Raw genomic sequence first — 15,971 nt, 5'->3', positions numbered from 1 at the left:
GCCTTGATTTTTGCGCTTTTGGCCCCGCTCGGGCTCACCGGCTGTGGGGGAGAGACGCCGGAGGCCGACCCGCTGGAGGCTTCGGCGGCGGGAGAGGCTGACTCCGCAAGCGGCGCGGAGCTGGGGGTTGAAGAGCTGGTGGAGGAGCTCTTCGTCGACCGTGCGGAGGCGGCGGGGCTCGATTTCGTGCACCGCAACGGCATGAGCGGTGAGCTCTATTTCGTCGAGATGTTGGGATCCGGCGTCGCCCTGGTGGACTACGACCGGGACGGCGATCTGGACGTTTTCTTCCCCCAGGGCAATCCTCTGGGTCCGGAGGAGACGGCGACACCTCACCGGGATCGCCTCTACCGCAACGAGTTGGTGTCCCAAGCTTCGGCGGGGGGGAGTGCCGTGGCGGAGGGAGGAGCTCTGCGCTTTACCGACGTCACCGAGGAGAGCGGCATCGACGGCCGCGGCTATGCCTTGGGGGTCGCCGCCGGCGACTACGACAACGATGGCTGGACCGACCTTTACGTCGTCCTCTGGGGGCGCAACCAGCTGTGGCGCAATCGCGGTGACGGTACTTTCGAAGACGTCACCGACGCCGCCGGCGCGGGGGACCCCGGGTGGAGTAGCAGCGCCGCCTTCGTGGATCTGGACGGTGACGGTTGGCTGGACCTCTACGTCGTCAACTATGTGCGCTTCACCTTCGACAACCACAAGCCGTGCTTTGCTCCTTCCTCGGCGGTGGACTATTGCGGTCCCCTCGCCTTCGAGCCCCAGGCGGATGTGGTGCTGCGCAATCGCCGGGACGGCACCTTCGAGTCGCTCACCCTGGCGCCGCCGGCGGCGGGGCTGGGGGTGGCGACGGCGGATTTCGATGGCGATGGCGCCCTCGATGTCTATGTGGCCAACGACCAATACGAGAATCAGCTATGGCGCAGCCGGTCCGACGGGAGCCTCGAGGACTCGGCGCTGCTCTCCGGTGCGGCGGTCAATCTGGTGGGGGATATGGAAGCGAGTATGGGCGTGGACGCCGCCGACTTTGACGGCGACGGTGACGAGGACATCTTCCTCACCCATCTGAGCAACGAGACCAACACTCTTTACCGCAACGACGGCCACGGGGGATTCACCGACGCTACCGCCGCTATCTCTTTGGGAGCGCCCAGCTGGCCCTACACCTCCTTCGGGACCGCCTGGCTCGACTACGACGGCGACGGCTGGCTCGACCTCTTCGTGGCCAACGGTGAAGTGCGGCGTATCCGCGAGCAAGTAGAGGCTGGTGATCCTCATCCCATGCGCCAGCCCAACCAGCTCTTCCGCAACCTCCAGGGCCGGGGCTTCGAGGAGGTCACGGCCAGGGCAGGGAAAGTCTTCGAGCTTTCCGAGGTGAGCCGGGGGGCCGCCGTGGGGGATGTCGACAATGACGGCGATCCGGACATCGTGGTGACCAACAACAACGGCCCCGTGCGGCTGATGATCAATCAATCGCCGCCGCGGAGCTGGCTCGGGGTGCGGGTGTTGGTAGGAGATCCGGGCCGCGACGCCTTGGGGGCTCGGTTGGCGCTGGAGCTTTCCGACGGCCGGACGCTTTGGCGCCGAGTGCGCTCCGACGCTTCCTTCGCTTCCGCCAACGATCCCCGGGTGCTCTTCGCGTTACCCGGCGCTTCCGCTGATGCTCTGACCGTTCACTGGCCGGATGGCGCCGTCGAGCGCTGGGACTCGCCGGCCCCGGGGCGCTACCACACCCTGCGCCAAGGTGAGGGCTCCCTGGTGGGGACGCCGTGAGGATTCACCGAGCCTTGCTCGCCGCTTGGATGTGCGTCGCCGTCGGCGGCGTGGCCGGTTGTGGCAACGAGCCTCCGGCGCAGCCTGCCGCGGCCAGTGCGTCGTCGTCGGTGCCGGCACCGGAGCTGATGGATCTACCGCCCGTCGATCTCTCCGAGGTGGAGCCGGCGGTGTCGGAACAGCTGATCGAAGAGCGCCGCCGCTTCGAAGAGCAGCGGGAATCTCTCTCCGGCGAAGCTCTGGGCCAGGCCTATGGAGAGCTGGGGCTCAGCTACCAGGCCTATGGCTTCGTCGACGCGGCCTGGGCTTGCCTGCACAATGCGGAAGTGCTGGCGCCGGATACTCCCCAATGGTTGTACTACCGGGCGCATCTGGCTCTCGAAGAACAGCAGCTGGACTCGGCGGTGGAGCTGCTGCGACGCTACCTCGAGCGCCACCCTTCTTATGCCGCCGGTTGGGTGTGGTTGGGGTACGGCCTGCTGCAGCTGGAGCGGCAGGACGAGGCGAAGGCCGCGTTGGAGCAGGCCCTGAGCCTGGACCCCGCCAGCGCTTCGGCGCACTATCGATTAGGTCAGATCGCGCTCCAGCAGGGTGACGTCGCCTCGGCCGTCGAGCACTTCGAGGCGGTCTTGCAGATCCAGCCTGCTGCCTCGGTGGTTCGATATCCCCTGGCCACCGCCTATCGCCGACAGGGACGAAGCGCAGAAGCGGAAGAGCAGCTGGCTCAACGGGGCCAGCGCAAGGTGGCCCTTGCAGACCCGCTGCTCGATGAGCTGCGGGTGATCGCCACCGGAGCTCGGGTGCACCTATACCGCGGCACCCTCGCCATGCGTAGCAAGAATCTCTCCGTCGCCCTCAAGGAGTTCGGGCAGGCGGTGGAGATGGCGCCAGACAATCCGCGGGCGCGGCTCAATTTCGGAGCGGCGTTGGCCCAGAGCGGCCAGGTCGACCGGGCGGTAGAGCAGCTCGAGGAGGCTCTGCAGCTCGGGCTCGACGCCGACAACCGATCCAAGACTCATTTCAATCTGGGGGTTTTGGAGCGCATGGCGGGGCGGCCGGCGGTGGCGCAGGAGCACCTGCGGCAGGCGCTGCGCTGGAATCCACGCAATCAACCAGCCCAGCAGATGCTCGACGCTCTGTCTGCGGATCATCCTGCTCCGCCGTGAGGCGATCCTCCGGCATGCCTTTGCCGTAAGGCCCTTCCTTGATATAGACTTACCAGAATCCGCTCAGAGAAAACGCTCCATTGGTGGGGCTTTTTTGTTGAAACAGCTATCGCGAGGGGGAAAACTGATGAGACGCCACTTCGTCGCCATTCTGGTGATGGTCGCACTTGCGGGCGCGGCCTTCGCCCAGACCGATCCACACGCCCGCCGCACCGGGCCCGCTCTTGAAACCAAAGGGAGCGACAACGTCAGCCCCGGTTACACCGACGCTACCGGTGGCCCGGACGCCTTCGGCTACAGCTTCGCCGACACCGCGGAGCCCAATTGTGCCTTCCAGTTCGTCGATATCTCCGCTACCGGCACCCTGTCGGTTGCCGGTGACGACGTGGCGAGCACCATCGCTCTCTCCGAGCCCTTCACCTTCTATGGCGTGAGCTACAACGCGCTGGACATGGGCTCCAATGGCTTCATCTCCACCGCCACCGACAGCGCCGGCGATCTGTCCAACGACTGCCCGCTGCCCGCGACTCCCAGCACCGGCACCGGCGGCCGCATCTATGCGGTGCACGATGACCTGGTGACCGATACCGGCTTTACCGAGTATTTCGCCAACTGCCCGCGGCCCAACGATGTCAACGGCTCCGCCGAGGGCTGCACCGTGTTCCAGTGGGACGAGGCGATTCACTTCAGCGGCATGGAGCCCTTCGACTTCCAGACCATCCTCTACCACACCACCGGCGAGATCGTGGTGCAGTGGGACGACCGCAATCCCGAGACCGGCAGTGGCTCCACCACCGGTATTCAGGACCCGGCGGCGGCCATCGGCCTGACCTACGCCTGTGACACCGGCGGTTCGCTGCCCGCCAACGCCGGCGTATGCTTCTTCGGCCCCGGCGCCGGTCCGGACCTGGCCATCACCAAGACCGCCAGCAACAACTCTCCGGGAACCAGCGAGCCGGTGACCTTCACCATCGACGTGACCAACAACGGTCCTGGCGATCAGACCGGCGTTACCGTCACCGACATCATCCCCGCGGGGCTGACCTATGTCTCCGACACCTGTGGCGGCTTGCTGGTGGGTGACACCTGGACCTGGGATATCGGCAGCCTCACCGAGACTTCGACGGTGAGCTGTGACCTGGTGGCCATCTACGATGCTTGCTGCGTGGTCAACAACACCGCCGAGGTTTCCGGTGACGAGCTGGACGATCCGTCCAACAACACCTCCACCGCCTCCCTCAACGCCGCCAGCAACGTCATCGCCGACGGCAGCTTCGAGGCCGGCACTCCCAACCCCTCTTGGGACGAGACCTCCACCAACTTCGGCACGCCCCTGTGTGACACGGGCGCCTGCGGCACCGGTGGTGGCACCGCCGGTCCCAACACCGGTGACTGGTGGTCCTGGTTCGGCGGCATCGCCGCTGCCGAGGTGGGTACCGTCAGCCAGGATGTGGTCATCGCCTCCGGCGCTTCCGCCAACCTGAAGTTCTCGCTGTGGAACGGTGCCGCCAGCGGCAACGGCGTCGACAACTTCGAGGTGCTCGTCGATGGCGTGCAGATCTTCGAGGTCATCGAGGGTGATCCCACCTACGCCGCCGGCTACGTCGAGGTGGTGTTGGATGTCTCCGCCTACGCGGACGACACCACTCACACCATCACGTTCATGTCCACCAGCACGGGCACCGACGTGACCAACTTCTCCCTCGACGATGTGTCGCTGCTCTCCTGCGTCGGCTTCATCGGTGGCCCCGACGGCCCGTTGGAGATTCCCACCCTCGGTCAGTGGGGGCTGATGAGCCTGCTGCTGATGCTGGCGGTGGCTGGTATCTACATGGTGCGCCGGCAATAAGCCGACCCACTGAGTGACGGCCCGGGCTCGCGAGCCCGCGGCCGATCACTCGAAGCAATCACAAAGGGGCACATCCTTTCGGGGGTGTGTCCCTTGGTGTATCTGGACCCAGGGGCTGGGAGCTGACGGGATGCTGGAAGCCGGAACGCCTGGCAGAGGAGGGGCCCCGAGCTCTGTGCGCAGGAAGGGGAGCCAGGGCAGGGCTCCTGGAGAAAGGAATCAGGAGGTCAGCTGGAGCTTTGAGGGCGGGGGTTCTTGCCCATCAGCGTCGCCAGCCAGCGCATGCCGGCGGAGTTCTCCAGCAGGATCTTGATCGTCATGGTCAGGGGGACGGAGAGCAGCATTCCCACCGGTCCCCACACCCAGCCCCAGAAAATCAGCGACAGGAATACCACCAGCGTCGAGAGGCCGAAGCGGCGGCCCATGAGGCTGGGCTCTAGGATGTTCCCCAGGGCCATGTTCACCAGCAGGAAACCGAGGGCGACGAAGGCGGCGGTTCCGGCTCCCTGCTGCAGAGCTGCCAGCAGCACCGGAGGTATCGACGCGATGATCGAGCCCAGGTTCGGGATGTAGTTGAGCACGAACGCCAGAAGCCCCCAGAGCACCGCGAAGTCGACGCCGGCGACGGAGACCCAGGCCCAGATGATGATCCCGGTGGCCAGGCTGATCACGGTCTTGAAACCGAGATAGCGCTGGATATCGCCCAATGCGGCGGCCAGCCGCTCGGTGTCGATGTCCACGCCGAAGGCCATGGAGAGCTTGTCCCGGAAACCGCTGGCCTCGACCAGGATGAAGATCATGATCAGGAGCACCAGCACCACCTTGGAGACGACGCCGGCAAGGCCGCGGAGGGTCGACCCCAATAGATCCATCACCTGAGAAACGTTGATCATCTCGCGCAGTGGGACCGGTTCGAGATCCAGGCCGTGGTTCACCAGCCATTGCTGAACCGAGTCTGCGGAGTCGCTCAGCTGTTGCTGATAGCCGGGGAGCTCTTGAGTGAAAGCGTTGACCTGGGAGCCCACCAGCAGCAGGATGCCTGCCAATATGGCGACGTCCGCCAATACGGTAGCTGCCACCGCCAGCAGCCGAGGGACCCGGCGGCGTTCCAGCGCCGCCACCAGGGGGAAGGAGGTGATGGCGAGGAAGACCGCCAGCACGAAAGGCCTCAGCAGCTCAGAGGCGGCCTTCAGTCCGGCGACGACGATGACCACGCCGGCGGCGGCGAGCAGGAGGGTCAGGCGGCGATCGGAGCGGGGGGATGGGGTCATGGTTTCCTTGCGGTGTGCGGTCGGTTCGGCAAAAGCGCTCCGACCTGAGCTACTTCATCATATTCAGTCCAAGCGAGCTTGCGAAGCGAAACGGGTCGTGTCTCGGGGTGAAATGCTCCGCAATTTCTCTGGCGGAATTCCAGAGGAGGACGTTTCGAACGGGAAATCGATCAACGGTGATAGCATTTCTGCGCCATGAGCCCAGCCAGCCCAGGTATCCCAACCGCCCTCACTCGGGGGCCCGGGGCGGACTTTCGCGAGCTTTCCGCGCGCTATCTCGAAGAATATTTGGCCAAAATCGACGCGTGTCTCGAGCAGCTCGGAAAGGAGCAGCTTTGGTGGCGGCCCAACGAGGCCAGCAACAGCGTAGGCAATTTGGTCTTGCACCTGGTGGGCAATCTTTCGATGTGGATTCTGGTGTCCTTGGGAGACAGTGACTACCAACGACGGCGCAGTGAGGAATTCCAGGCACGAGAGACTCACGATGTCGACCAACTTCGAGCGGCCTTGGCCGAAGTGGTGGCACAGTGCCGGCGGGTCTTGGAACGACTTCCCGAGTCGGAGCTGGCCCGTCCTCGACAGGTTCAAGGCTACGACATTGATGGCTTGGGCATCGTCTATCATGCCGTCGAGCACATGAGCTACCACACCGGGCAGATCGTCTGGGTAACCAAGACTTTGGCCGCGCCGTCCGCCGTCGATTTCTATCCTCAACACGCCGGAGAGTAGGGGAGATCGGGGTGTCGAAGCGAGGGCTTCCTCGCCGACGGGCAGCGCAGTGCCGCCGGAGACCATGACCGCAGACAATTCCATCGACCCGCCCCAGCATCCCTTCGGCGACTGGTTTCGGTTGATGGCGGCTAACACCCACACCGCCATCTTGGTGGTGCGGGACACTTGCTTCTTCGCCAACCCCGCCGCTGAACGCCTGATGGGGTTGAGCGCTTCCGAGCTGAGCCGGGTTCGAATCCTGGACACCGTTCATCCGGACGATCGGGACGCTCTGGCCCGGCGTCTCGAGAAGCGCCTGACGGAGGGCAAGACTCCCTCGGATCATCAGCTGCGGATCGTTCGCCCCAGTGGCGAGGAGCGCTGGGTCGAGTACACCGCCACCGACATCGAAGTGGAAGGGCAGCGGGCGGTGATGGTCACGGCCTTCGACTTCACCGAGCGCCAGCGGGCTCTGGAGGCCCTACACCAGGAGGAGGAGCGAGCGCTGGTCACCCTCACGTCCATCGATGACGGCGTGATCCGTACCGACGCCGACGGCCGCGTCGACTTCCTCAATCCAGTGGCGGAGGAGCTCACCGGCTGGACCGGTGCCGAGGCGGAAGGGCGGTTGTTGTCGGAGGTCTATCGCCCGGTGGACGAGACCACCGGAGAGCTCCTCGCCGAGGAGGTGGAGATGTGCCTACGGGGCGAGGAGCCGCCGCACAACCTCCTCAAGCGTCTAGTGCGTAGCGATGGTGCCGTCTTCACCATTCAGGATTGCGCTTCCCCGATCCGCAGCCGGTCCGGAGAGATTCAGGGCGCCGTCCTGGTGTTCAAGGATTTGAGCCGAGAGCGCGGGCTGGAGCGGGAGATCCGGGTCATGGCGACCCGAGACCGCCTGACCGGGCTTCTCAATCGGGAAGAGTTCGAGCGCCGTCTCGGTCTCGCCTTGGAGGACGCTCGGGAGCGCGGTGGGGAGCACGTGCTGTGCTACCTCGATCTCGATGAGTTCAAGCTGGTCAACGATGTCTGTGGCCATCCCGTGGGCGACGAGATGCTGCGCCAGGTGGCGGATATCCTGCGCCGTTCCGTGCGTGCCCGGGACGCCCTCGCCCGGCTCGGCGGTGACGAATTTGGAATCCTGCTGCAGGACTGCGAGCGGCGCCGGGCGCGCACTCAGATTCACGAGGTTCGGCAGGCCCTCCGGCAGTTCCGCTTTCCCTGGGGGGATCACCGTTTCGAGACCGGGGCGAGTATCGGCATGGTGCCGGTGACCGCCGAATTCGAGACCCTCGGTGAGCTGCTGGCGGCAGCGGACGGAGCCTGCTACATCGCCAAGGAGCGAGGCCGGGCCCAGGTGCACGAATATCGCCCCGGTGACGCTGCCTTCGCCGAACGCTATGGCGAGATGCAGTGGGTCCAGCTGATCCATCGGGCCTTGGAAGAGGATTGCCTGACGCTCTACAGCCAGCCCATCGAGCTGTTGACTGGCACGGGAGAGCTGTTGAGTGAGGTCTTCCTGCGCATGGTCGGGTCCAACGGCGAGATCATCGCCCCCGGCGAGTTCATCCAGGCGGCGGAGCGCTACCGGCTGGTTTCCTCCATCGACCGTTGGGTGGTACGTACCGCCCTCGAAACTCTGGCACGGGCGCAGAGCTCCGGCACTACCGGGCCGCTGGTGGAGCGCACCTACACGATCAATATCTCGGGGCAGTCGCTGGGGGAGGAGGGGTTCCTGGAGGACGTGGTCGCGGCGCTTCGGACCAGCGGTGTGCCGCCCCAGCGAGTTTGCTTCGAGCTCACCGAGACTTCGGCCATCGGCAACCTGGGCCACGCCCGCCTCTTCTTCTCCGTGTTGCGGGACCTGGGTTGCCGCTTCATCCTCGACGACTTCGGCAGCGGCCTGAGCTCCTTCGCATATCTGAAGAATCTGCCGGTGGACTTCCTCAAGATCGACGGCGAGTTCGTGTCGAATATCGTGGTGGATCCGGTGCAGCGGGCCATCGTCGAATCCATCCACCGGGTTGGCAGCGCGCTCAACATTCGCACCATCGGTGAAGGGGTCGAGGATACGCCCACCCTCACTCTGCTGCAGGAGATCGGCGTGGACTATGCCCAGGGGTATCTGTTGGGCAAACCGGCGCCCATGGAGCCAGAAGAGCCCGGGGAGCGCTAGGAGAAGGCTAGCCGCCCTTCTTCTTCGCCAGGCCGGCGAGCATGGCCTCCATGGACCGCCGGCATTCGTCGCTGAACCAGGATTCCACCAGGGCGTCGATCCGTTCCCGGCGCTGTTCTCGGGCGGCGAAGATCCCGGCGAGGTCGGCGCGGGCTTGCCGGCGGGTGGCGAGCATGGACTGAGGCGGCAGCTCCAACAGGTTCCGGCACCACTCCAGCGCCCGTGTTTCCACCTGCTCCAGAGGGGTGATCTCGTCTACCAGGCCGAAGTCCAAGGCTTCCTCGGGCCCGATCAACCGTCCCTCCACCGCCAGCCGCTCCGCCACTCGCGCCCCCACCAAGCGGCGCAGGGCGAGAAAAATGGGCGCCGGTAGCGGCAGGCCCACCCGCACCTCGTTGAGGCCCAAGCGGAACGATCCTTCGGCCATCACCCGGTAGTCGCAGAACAGGGCGAGGACGGTACCGCCGGCGGGAGCATGCCCGGTGACCGCCGCCGCCACCGGAACCGAGCACGTGGCCAGGGCCTCCATGAGGTCGAAGAAATCCTCCCAGGCATGGCGAATCGCCTCTCGGTCCAGCTGCATCAGGTGGGGAATGTCGAGGCCACCGCTGAAGCGCTTCGGAGAGCCGCTGAGGACGATTCCCTGGGCCTCGGCGGAGGCTTTGCGCACGGCGCTGAGGAGAGCGGAGACGAGCTCCGGGCTGAGGGCGTTGACCGGCGGGCGGTCGAGGCGAATCTGGCGGACGGTGCCATGGTCGGTGATCTGCAGCATCTCTTTGGCTCCCAGTGGAATGCGGCTCCCGGTAGGGTAGGCTGAGGTTTCGGGGATCATACCGTGGCCGATGGCGCTCTTTTGGGCTTGGGACGGCCGGCGGGCGACTTCAGCGCAAAAAAAACCAAGAATAGTTGTCCGCCAAATTCCGCCAGCGGCAACTAACTACTAGACAGGGCATACCGAGGGTTCACACACCCTGCCGGTACCGACCCGGTCTTCCGCGCTCCTAAGCGTGGCTCGTCCCTCCCCGGGCCCGAGCCGCGCGTTTTTTTTGCCCTTCTTCTGCTCCCCCCGCCCGCGCCGGGCCTCCCGATGCCTGTGCTAGCATCCCTGCCATTCATCCCAGCCGGTCGCCGGCGACCCATGCCATGACCTCAGCCGATTCCCAGTCCAGCCCCCGCCCTCCCTACCGGACCTCGAGCCGCTGCCGGAGTCGCCGGTGACCCGTCGGCGCAAGAAAAAGCAGACTGGGAAGGATCGTCGCGCCTCGTGGGGCTGGATGGTGGCCTTCTGCACTGCCGTGCTGCTCGGGTTGACCTTGTCTCCCCACAGCGAGGTTCGGGGCGTCAATCTGGTGCCGCTGGACCAAACCTGGCGAGCGGCTCGGGGGGTGATGGCTGCGCCGGATCCCCTCCAGCACCCCGCCTTCAACTACCTGGCTCTCCATGTCATGGGCAATATCGCTGCCTTCGTCCCCTTCGGCTTCGCTACCGCCGGGCTGCTCCGCGGCCGCTCACGGCTCTGGACCCTGGCGCGGGTGGTGGCCTGGGGCTTTCTGCTCAGCCTCGCCATCGAGCTGATGCAATTGATCATGGTGACCCGGGCTACGGACATCGACGATCTGATCTTCAACACGTTGGGAACCTTCCTCGGCGCTAGCGTGTTGCTCGTCTTCGCCCGTCCGGACCGGCCCAAGCCTTAATCCGCTACGGGCTCTCGACCATGAAGCGGTTCTTCCCGGCGCTCGCTGTCTTCCTCTTCAACCTGCTCACCGCGCCCTTTCTTGGGCAGGTCCGGGACACCTTGCTCGATGCCTTCGGGGAAGGCTTCGTTCGCTGGCTCAGCGCCTTGCTGGCCCTCGTACTGGTGCTGGTGGTGGGGGTCGGGCTGTGGCGTATCCGCGACCGCCGCAAGCTGCGATACGGCCTCCTGGCGCTGGTGGTGGGGCTCATCGCGCTGGAGACGCTGGTGGCCGGCAGCGGCATTCCGCGGGTGGACGTGGTGGAGAAGGTGCACTTCGTGCAGTACGGGCTCTTGGCGGCGGCCCTCCATTGGGCGCTGCTGCCGCGGCGCGACCTGTCCGGGCCGCTCTTGGCGATGCTCGGCATCACCGCCGCCGGCACCCTAGAGGAGTGGGTCCACTGGTGGTCGCCCCAGCGAGTCGGGGAGATGGGGGACGTTGGGCTCAACGTCTACGCCGGCTTCTGCGGCCTCCTCGCCGCCACCGCCTTCCTGCCTCCCGAAACCTTCCGCTGGCGTTTGCCTCCGCGGCGCCGAGCTCAGGTGGCGCGCTGGGCGGTGCCGGTGGTGGTGCTGCTGGCGGGCTTTTACCACGCGGCCCACGTGGGCTACGAGATCGTGGATCCGGAGGTTGGACGCTTCCTCTCGTGGCACAGCGAGGCGGAGCTGGCGGAGGCGGTGGAGGAGCGCCGGCTGCGCTGGGCGGTGGAAGAGCCGGGGGGCGATCCATGGGAGCGGGAGGATCGCTACCGCACCGAGGGCGGCTGGCACGTCAGTCACCGCAACGCCTCCATGGCGGCGGGCAAGGCGCGGGTGGCTTGGGTGGAGAATCGAATCCTGGAGAAGTACTTCGACCCGTTCCTCGATCAGCGTCCGAGCCGCGGCGAGGGAACCCACCGCTGGTCCGAGGAGCAACGCGCCGAGGTGGCCGAGGCCGCCGGCAACACCGGCCCGGCTCCGGGCTACGTCAGCCCCGTGCTGCGCGGCCGGGTTCGCCCCCGACCCACCGCCGGCACCCTCTGGGCTCTGGCGGGCACGCTGGCGCTAGCGCTGGCCTTCTTCGGCTGGCGTGAATTTCTCCGGGAAGAAAAGCTGACTACAGGTTGAGAGAGCGGCTGAGAGGGGAGGGGAGTGGCTCCTCGGGAGGGACTTGAACCCCCAACCAATCGGTTAACAGCCGACCGCTCTACCATTGAGCTACCGAGGATCGAGACTTGTGGGTCCGGGCGGAGGCCCGGGTGGCTCCGGGCAGAACCCGGAGCCGTGAATTCTAGGGCGCGCTCTGCCGCCTTGTCAACACGGGCTCCTCAACAGAGGCACCCTAGCCGAGAGGGCTGCAGAGGATGCTCTAGGCCGAGTCCAGGAACGGCCGCAGCTTGAGGGAGCGGCTGGGGTGGCGCAGCTTGCGCAGCGCCTTGGACTCGATCTGGCGGATCCGCTCGCGGGTGACGTTGAACGAGCGTCCCACCTCTTCCAGGGTGTGCTCCGAGCCCTCGCCGACGCCGAAGCGCATCTTCAGCACCAGCTCCTCCCGCGGTGTCAGGGATTTGAGCACGCCGCGGGTCTGGTCCTTGAGGTTGGAGAAGATCACCGACTCGATGGGGGAGACGGCGTTCTTGTCCTCGATGAAGTCTCCCAGGTGGGAGTCCTCTTCCTCGCCGATGGGCGTTTCCAGGGAGATGGGCTCCTGAGCGATCTTCATGATCTTGCGCACCTTGGAGGCGGGCAGGTCCATGCGCTCGCCGATCTCCTCGGCGGTGGGCTCGCGGCCCAGCTCCTGCACCAGCGAACGGCTGGTGCGAGTGAGCTTGTTGATGGTCTCTATCATGTGCACCGGGATGCGGATGGTGCGGGCCTGGTCCGCGATGGCGCGGGTGATGGCCTGCCGGATCCACCAGGTGGCATAGGTCGAGAATTTGTAGCCGCGGCGGTACTCGAACTTCTCCACCGCCTTCATCAGGCCGATATTGCCTTCCTGGATCAGGTCCAGGAACTGCAGGCCGCGGTTGGTGTACTTCTTGGCGATGGACACCACCAGCCGCAGATTGGCGACGATGAGCTCTTCCTTGGCTCGCTCGCACAGCGCCTCGCCCTGACGGATCTTGTCGATGGTCTTGTTGACCTGGGCGTGGGTGGTGCCGTAGCGCTCCTCGAGCTCCCGTAGCTTGCCGCGGTACTTCTCGATGCGCCGGCGGTGCAGAGCCTGAAGCTCCTCGTTCTTCTCGTGGCGCAGCGAGCCCTGGGCTCGGCGAATGTCCTTCTCGTAACGCGAGAACTGGCGGTCGATGTCCTTGAGGAAATCCACCAGCCGGTTGCGGGTCTGGACGCTGAAGTCGATGGTCCGGATGTCTTTGGCGATCTTGGCCAGCAGGCGGTCGATCTCGCGATCGATCTCCTGGAATTTCGGACCTTCCTTCTTCTGGCGCTTCTGGCGCTTGCGCAGATCTTGGATCGACTGGTCGTTCTCGGCGATCTGCTCGAAGATGCGCAGGTTCTTCTTGATTCGCTCCGCCGCCTTGGGATCCAACGGCTCGTCGGAGTCGGCGGCCATGAGCTCTTGGAGCACGCCCTTGTCCTTCTGCGCCAGCTCGTTGAGACGCAGCAGCTCGCGCAGGACCAGGGTGTTCTCGCACAGGGCTTCGTAGATCAGCCACTCGCCCTTTTCAATGCGCTGGGCGATCTCCACCTCACCCTCACGGTCGAGGAGGGGGACCGTACCCATCTCGCGCAAGTACATGCGCACGGGATCGTTGGTCTTCTCGTGGGCGCTGAGGGCGTAGTCCGGGGTATCGTCGTCCTTCTTCTCGAACTCGCCCCCGACGGTCTCGTTCTCTTCCCGGTTCTGATAGCGCTCGGGACGATCGATCACGTCGATGCCGAGTTCGGAGAAACGGATGTAGACACCGTCGAGCTCGTCGGGCAGCGCCACCACCTCCTCCGGCAGCATCTCGTAGATCTCGTCGTAGAGAAGGTAGCCCTTCTCCTTGCCGAGGTCGATGAGCTGCTTGACCGCGGAGTATTTCTCTTCGATGGGGGTTACCTTCGTGGAGGCCAAAGTCTTACCTCGCCTTCACCGGGGGCCGGAATCGGTCGTTCCATTGCCCGGATTACCATTTCTTCTTCTAGATACGTTGCGGACGGCGACTGTTTTCGGGACGGAAAGAAGAAAATCTTTTGCCGGCCGCTCGTCCTCGGCGGCTCCTGGTGCTGAGCTGGTGATGGCAGCTCGTGCCTCTGCTCAAAAATTCGGACAGACCAAAGGCTGGCCGCGCCAGAAGCGGACCAGCGGACAGTTGTAGCACAAGCATAACTTGAGGGTCAACGAGAGCCAAAGGTCCTTCCTTCTCCAGAGACCTTCGCGACACGAAGCCGCCAACCTATATTAAGAGTGCATTCGAGGCCGAAAAAATTCCCCTTTGGGCAAAGATTCTCGCTTCCGGCACCTTGGGAGCTTCGGCGGCGGGGGCTTGGGACCAGGGCATCAGGCGCTTCGAGGGCCGCCTCGAGAACCCTTATGCAGACGCCGGCTGATCTCCTGTTTGAGCTCCACCAGCCGTAGGACCTCCTCCACCTCGCCGCGCTCGTCGGCCTGGCGAATGCCCACCGCCAGCTGTTGCAGCTGTTGGCGGTCGTGGCGCTCACGGAGCTGGGCGAGCATCTCCGGCAGCCGGAAGCGGGAAGTGTCGGTGCCGTCGCCGAGGATCCAGGCCAGATGCTCCAGCTCGGCGCCGGCAACGGGGAGCGCCCGGCGCAGCCGGTCCGCGTCCGGCGCGGCACCGGTGTCTCGATAGGCTTCCCGGTAGGCCTTGAACAGCCGCCGGCAGCGTCCGTCCAGGAAAGCCGCCTCCGGCGGCAGCAGTTCCTCCTCGGGAACCCCGCCGGGGTCGCTGAGCAGCACCGCCAGCACCCACTCTTCGTGGCTGCGGGTAAGCCGCTCCTGGCGTCGTGACTCGCCCGGGTCCTCGTTGTCGGGGCCCGCCGGTCCCTCGGGCCCTCCTCGCCGGCGATTTCGCTGGCCGCGCCATAGGAGCTCCTCGGGGATCTCCAGGCGCTGTGCGGCGATGCGGCCGTAGCCCAGCCGTACGATGGGGTCGGGGATGGGGGAGAGCAGCTGGCGCACTTCCTCGGCGGCTTCGGCCCGCTCTTGGGGGGAGAAGCGTTGGCCCTGGGGCACCAGCCGGTCCAGCTCGAGATGGACGGCGTCGGGAGCTGATTCCAGCGCCTCCCGGACCGCTTCCGGTCCTTCTTCGAGGCGTAGCGAGTCGGGATCGTGGCCGGCGGCCAGCCGCGCCCGGCGGACCGTCAAGCCCACCCCCAAGAGCAGCGGCAGCGCCCGCCGTGCCGCCGCCTCGCCGGCGTCGTCGCCGTCGTAGGCGATGATCACCTGATCGCAGAAGCGGGCCAGGAGCTTGGACTGCTCTGCGGTCAGGGAGGTGCCCATGCTCGCCACTGCCCCAGGGAAGCCGCTGGCGACGGTGCCCAGGACGTCGAAATAGCCCTCGGTGAGCACGGCGACGCCGCGGTCCCGCATTTCCCGCTTGCCCTCCGACAGGCCGTAGAGCAGGCGGCTTTTGTGGAATTGGGCGGTCTCGGAGGTGTTGATGTACTTGGCCCGGTCCTCTCCGAGGGTGCGGCCACCGAAGCCCACCAGCCGGCCGCTGGGGTTGCGGATGGGGAAGATCAGGCGGTTGCGGAAGCGGTCGTAGGGCCGGTCGGAGCGGTCGGAGGTGGTGATCAGGCCGGCGGCTTCGAGATCTTTGGTGGGAATCCGCCGGGACAACGCCTCCAGCAGCTGACGCCAATCGTCGGGGGCGTAGCCGAGGCCGAATTCCTCCGCCAGCTCCGCCGGCATCTGGCGCTCTTCGAGGTAGCGGCGGGCGAAGGGAGAGCGCTTCAGCTGGTCGCGAAAGAACTCCTCCGCCGCCTCCAGCGCCGGCCGCAGATCCGGTTCCCGGGGGCCTTCGGAGCTGCGGGCGCGGCGGGAGGGCAGAGGAATGCCGTATTTCTGCGCCAGGCTTTCGATGGCGGCGGGAAAGTCGTCGCCGCTGGTGAGCATGTGCAGCCGGATGGCGTCGCCGCCGGCGCCGCAGCCAAAGCAGTAGAAGAGTCCTTTGGAGGGGTCGACGCTGAACGACGGCGTCTTTTCCTTGTGCAGCGGGCAGAGCCCCTTGTAGCGATGCCCGGCCTTGCTCAGCCGCGTGTGCTCGGAGGCGATGGAGACGATGTCGATGGTGTCCCGCACCGCCTGCACCAGCTGGGGGTTGAGGTCGATGTTGCCCAGGCTCATGGT

11 protein-coding genes and 1 tRNA gene are annotated in these 15,971 nt (G+C 65.8%); 7 read left to right on the top strand and 5 right to left on the bottom strand.

Annotated elements, in window-relative coordinates; translation table 11 throughout:
• The first annotated feature begins 3 nt into the window (after positions 1-3).
• From SX243_03090 to SX243_03080, 3 genes are all read left to right on the top strand, one after another.
• Positions 4-1,773, top strand: a complete 1,770-nt coding sequence (locus tag SX243_03090) for a CRTAC1 family protein (GenBank protein MDY7091933.1) — start codon at positions 4-6, stop codon at positions 1,771-1,773.
• Between the two features lie 14 nt (positions 1,774-1,787).
• Positions 1,788-2,939, top strand: coding sequence for a tetratricopeptide repeat protein (locus SX243_03085; protein ID MDY7091932.1), 1,152 nt, complete (start codon positions 1,788-1,790; stop codon positions 2,937-2,939).
• A gap of 127 nt (positions 2,940-3,066) precedes the next feature.
• Positions 3,067-4,788: an IPTL-CTERM sorting domain-containing protein gene (locus SX243_03080; GenBank protein ID MDY7091931.1), complete on the top strand. Its 1,722-nt coding sequence runs from the start codon at positions 3,067-3,069 to the stop codon at positions 4,786-4,788.
• A 227-nt stretch (positions 4,789-5,015) separates the two neighbouring features.
• Here SX243_03080 and SX243_03075 read toward each other — a convergent pair whose 3' ends face one another.
• The gene (locus SX243_03075; protein ID MDY7091930.1) at positions 5,016-6,059 is read right to left on the bottom strand and encodes an AI-2E family transporter; all 1,044 of its coding nucleotides are present in this window, start codon (positions 6,057-6,059) and stop codon (positions 5,016-5,018) included.
• 195 nt (positions 6,060-6,254) lie between these two features.
• On the opposite strand from SX243_03075, the gene SX243_03070 reads away from it, so the two are divergent.
• Both SX243_03070 and SX243_03065 read left to right on the top strand, forming a co-directional pair.
• The gene (locus SX243_03070) at positions 6,255-6,788 is read left to right on the top strand and encodes a DinB family protein (protein MDY7091929.1); all 534 of its coding nucleotides are present in this window, start codon (positions 6,255-6,257) and stop codon (positions 6,786-6,788) included.
• Between the two features lie 64 nt (positions 6,789-6,852).
• Entirely contained in the window at positions 6,853-8,946 is a 2,094-nt protein-coding gene (locus SX243_03065; protein MDY7091928.1) for an EAL domain-containing protein, read from the top strand.
• A 7-nt stretch (positions 8,947-8,953) separates the two neighbouring features.
• On the opposite strand, the gene SX243_03060 is transcribed toward SX243_03065, so the two are convergent.
• Positions 8,954-9,718, bottom strand: coding sequence for an enoyl-CoA hydratase/isomerase family protein (locus SX243_03060; protein MDY7091927.1), 765 nt, complete (start codon positions 9,716-9,718; stop codon positions 8,954-8,956).
• 442 nt (positions 9,719-10,160) lie between these two features.
• On the opposite strand from SX243_03060, the gene SX243_03055 reads away from it, so the two are divergent.
• Together SX243_03055 and SX243_03050 are read left to right on the top strand one after the other, a co-directional pair.
• Positions 10,161-10,643: a VanZ family protein gene (locus SX243_03055; GenBank protein MDY7091926.1), complete on the top strand. Its 483-nt coding sequence runs from the start codon at positions 10,161-10,163 to the stop codon at positions 10,641-10,643.
• Between the two features lie 20 nt (positions 10,644-10,663).
• Positions 10,664-11,788, top strand: coding sequence for a hypothetical protein (locus tag SX243_03050; protein ID MDY7091925.1), 1,125 nt, complete (start codon positions 10,664-10,666; stop codon positions 11,786-11,788).
• Between the two features lie 25 nt (positions 11,789-11,813).
• On the opposite strand, the gene SX243_03045 is transcribed toward SX243_03050, so the two are convergent.
• The 3 genes from SX243_03045 to dnaG form a co-directional block, all read right to left on the bottom strand.
• Positions 11,814-11,888: transfer RNA gene (locus SX243_03045), tRNA-Asn, on the bottom strand.
• Positions 11,889-12,029: 141 nt separating this feature from the next.
• The gene (rpoD, locus tag SX243_03040) at positions 12,030-13,736 is read right to left on the bottom strand and encodes an RNA polymerase sigma factor RpoD (protein MDY7091924.1); all 1,707 of its coding nucleotides are present in this window, start codon (positions 13,734-13,736) and stop codon (positions 12,030-12,032) included.
• Between the two features lie 426 nt (positions 13,737-14,162).
• Entirely contained in the window at positions 14,163-15,968 is a 1,806-nt protein-coding gene (gene dnaG / locus SX243_03035; GenBank protein MDY7091923.1) for a DNA primase, read from the bottom strand.
• Between the last annotated feature and the right edge of the window lie 3 nt (positions 15,969-15,971).

It is taken from the genome of Acidobacteriota bacterium, assembly GCA_034211275.1.
Lineage (GTDB): Bacteria > Acidobacteriota > Thermoanaerobaculia > Multivoradales > JAHZIX01 > JAGQSE01.
Note: the sequence above shows the minus strand (reverse complement) of the source record. Positions and strands in the feature narration are given on the sequence as shown.